The sequence below is a fragment of the Corynebacterium nasorum genome (assembly GCF_022347325.1).
GTDB classification, from domain to species: Bacteria; Actinomycetota; Actinomycetes; order Mycobacteriales; family Mycobacteriaceae; genus Corynebacterium; species Corynebacterium kefirresidentii.
Window position 1 is genome coordinate 1 of record NZ_JAKRDU010000031.1, and the last position, 3,262, is coordinate 3,262.

Genomic DNA, 3,262 nt, shown 5'->3' on the forward strand with positions numbered 1-3,262 from the left:
ACCAAAGTCTCGGCTATCGCACGCCAGCTGAGGTTGAGTCAGAGTTTTGGGAAACCAACCCGGCCCAAGAAATAATGGAAATCAAGGCAAATGCCTAGGAACAAAACCCGGGACACTTCAGGGCGTTTATACCTGGCTGCCGTTAGGGCTGCGCACCCTGCGCAAGATTGAAGATGTAGTCCGTCAGGAAATGGACGCCATTGGCGGCCAGGAAATGCTATTTCCTGCCCTGCTGCCGCGCGAGCCTTATGAAAAGACCAACCGCTGGGTGGAATACGGCGATAACCTCTTCCGCCTGAAGGACCGCAAGAACGCAGATATGCTGCTTGGACCTACCCACGAGGAGATGTTTGCCAGCGCGGTCAAGGATATGTATTCCTCTTATAAGGATTTTCCGGTCACGCTGTATCAGATTCAGACCAAGTACCGCGATGAGGAGCGCCCCCGCGCTGGTGTGCTGCGTGGCCGCGAATTCACGATGAAGGATTCCTACTCCTTCGACATGACCGATGAGGGCCTGGACGAGTCCTACGGCCGCCACCGCAAGGCGTATCAGAATATCTTTAACCGCCTAGAGATCGATTACGCCATCTGTAAGGCCACCTCTGGTGCCATGGGAGGCTCTGCCTCCGAGGAATTCCTCGCCGTCTCTGAGGTGGGCGAGGATACCTTTGTGCGCTCCACCGAGGGCGACTACGCAGCCAACGTCGAGGCCGTGGTAACCCCAGCACCGGCGGAGAAGGATATTGAGGGCCAGCCAGAGGCACAGGAGCATGACACCCCGGGAGCAGAGACCATTGAGAAGCTGGTCGAATGGGCCCAAGGCGCAGGCATTACTGTCGACGGCCGCGAGGCCACCGCTGCAGATACCCTCAAGTGCATGATGGTCAAGCTCTACCACCCGGCCGTGGAGAGCGAAGAGCGCGAGTCCGAGCTGGCAGCCGTTCTCATCCCTGGCGACCGCGAGCTGGATGAGAAGCGCCTTGAGGCTGCACTCGAGCCGGTGGAGTTTGAGTTGGCCGGGGACAAGGACTTTGCAGACAATGACTTCTTGGTCAAGGGCTATGTGGGCCCGCGCGCTTTGAACGCCAATGGCATCAAGGTCTTGGCCGATCCGCGCGTGGTCAAGGGTACGGCGTGGATTACCGGCGCCGATGCGAGCGAGCGCCACGTGGTTGGCTGCGTAGCCGGCCGCGATTTCACCGTGGATGAGTTCATTGAGGCTGCAGAGGTTAAAGAAGGCGACCTGGCTCCTAATAACCAAGGCACCTTGACCTTGGAGCGCGGCATTGAGCTCGGTCATATCTTCCAGCTGGGCCGCAAGTACACCGAGGCCTTCGATGTCCAGATTTTGGACGAAAACGGCAAGCGTGCGGTTCCTACCATGGGGTCCTATGGCATTGGTATTACCCGCATGCTGGCCGTCTTGGCCGAGCAGCGCCACGACGACAAGGGCCTCAACTGGCCGGTTGCCGTCGCTCCTTACCAGGTACACGTAGCCGTTGCCAACAAGGATGCAGCAGCCATGGAGGCCGGCGACAAGCTGGTAGAAGAGCTATCTGCCAAGGGGCTCGAGGTGCTCTTCGATGACCGCCCAAAGGTCTCCCCGGGCGTGAAGTTCAAGGATGCAGAGCTCCTTGGCATGCCCTTCGTGGCTATCTTGGGCCGTGCCTTCAAGGACGGCAAGATTGAACTGCGCATCCGCGGGGGAGAGACCCTCGAGGTTCCAGCCGAGGACATCGTGGACAAGATCCTCGAGCTCGTGCGCGGCTAATTGTCCTCGCACGGGCCTGCGGCGTGGTACCGTGGAAGGTATGAACTTTCAAAAGAATGGGCTTTCCACGGTGCTTTTAGCAACGGGCGTACTGCACTTTGTGAAGCCGAAGATTTACGAATCCGTTGTCCCGCCGCAACTGCCAGGTCCTGCGCGGTTCTATAACTTTGCTTCGGGCCTGTGGGAGATTGCCACCGGTGCCTTGCTTCGCCGCCGCGCCACCCGCGGCTTCGGAGGTGCCTCCGCACTCGCGCTCTTTGCAGCGGTGTGGCCAGCCAATATGTACCACGCCTGGATCGAGCGCAAGGCAGGGTGGCCAAAGAAGCTCTACCACATCATCCGCCAGCCGCTGCAGGTGTTGTTGATGATGTATGCCTGGAATATCGCCAAGCATGAGGCCTAAAGCCGCCTTGGCTGCATGCTAGCCAGCTAGGTCAAGCACAAAACCGGCCTCCTCCCTTACTCCGCGGGGTTTAGCGGGAAGGGGAGGAGGCCGGTTTCGTGTTAAATGCCGAGGCTAAAACTAGCCGGCGACGGGGCCGCCGCAGTTAGGCCAAGCGCTAGCACCCTGGGTGGCTAGGACGCTTTCGGCCACGGCAATCTGCTGCTCGCGGGTTGCCTGGTCAGCGGTTGGGGCGTACTGGGTGCCGCCATTGGCGGCCCAGGTCTGCGGGTTGAACTGCAGGCCGCCCTGGTAACCATTTCCGGTATTGATGTGCCAATCACCGCCGGTGCGCGCGGGACAGCCCACGTCACGCGCGGGCCTTACCGCGCACCGACGAGGAAGTCACGCCCACACCCCACCACAAGTAGCGGGGCGTGATTGTGAACCAGCACTAACGCTAGCAGCCACCCCTGACGAGACCTAGAAGTATGATTCCACCCCTGCCTTTATAAAAGCCGCTCATGAGGCAAAATATGCACACAGAGACACTCGTAGCCGCCCTTAAGTCTGTCGATTTCACCACCCAACACCCTAGCTAGACGTACAAAAGAGCAGGTAAGACTACATATTACTAGGCGTATGCTTTAGCATATGGCAAAGCATACGCATATAACATATGTCCCGCCATATGGCAAGACATATGGCAAGACTGACGGAGTGACGGTCACGAGGACTGCCCCATCAGTTCAGCAGAAACCGCCCCGCCCCGAACTCGACTAAGCCGAACGCGGAAGACTAGCGTCCCTCTAGGTCGCTTTCTTTTTACCCCAAACAGCTTGCACAGATTTACCCTCACGCAAAATACGACTGCGCTGATTTACCCATACGGAAACCCACATGAGACTACTGCGCATAAGTTGACACACGCCTGCGCATAAGTTGACACATAAAGGCGCTTATACACAGAGTTTTACCTGCGGGTTTGAAGTGTCCCAGGTTTTGTTCCGTCTGAGTAGATGGGAAAATCTGGAATATGCCAAGAAAATTTGACCAGGATGCGAAGGACCGTGTGGTCCGTCTTGTAGAGGACCGTATCTTGGCGG

General features: G+C 58.0%; 1 protein-coding gene and 2 pseudogenes. 2 read left to right on the plus strand and 1 reads right to left on the minus strand.

What is annotated here, in order from left to right:
* Positions 1-121: 121 nt before the first annotated feature.
* Both MHK05_RS11720 and MHK05_RS11725 read left to right on the plus strand, forming a co-directional pair.
* Positions 122-1,774, plus strand: a pseudogene (locus MHK05_RS11720) (proline--tRNA ligase); the annotation flags it as partial.
* 40 nt (positions 1,775-1,814) lie between these two features.
* Complete coding sequence (locus tag MHK05_RS11725) at positions 1,815-2,177, plus strand: DoxX family protein (RefSeq protein WP_023025233.1); 363 nt, start codon at positions 1,815-1,817, stop codon at positions 2,175-2,177.
* A gap of 120 nt (positions 2,178-2,297) precedes the next feature.
* Here MHK05_RS11725 and MHK05_RS11730 read toward each other — a convergent pair.
* A pseudogene (locus MHK05_RS11730) lies at positions 2,298-2,507 on the minus strand (transglycosylase family protein); the annotation flags it as partial.
* Between the last annotated feature and the right edge of the window lie 755 nt (positions 2,508-3,262).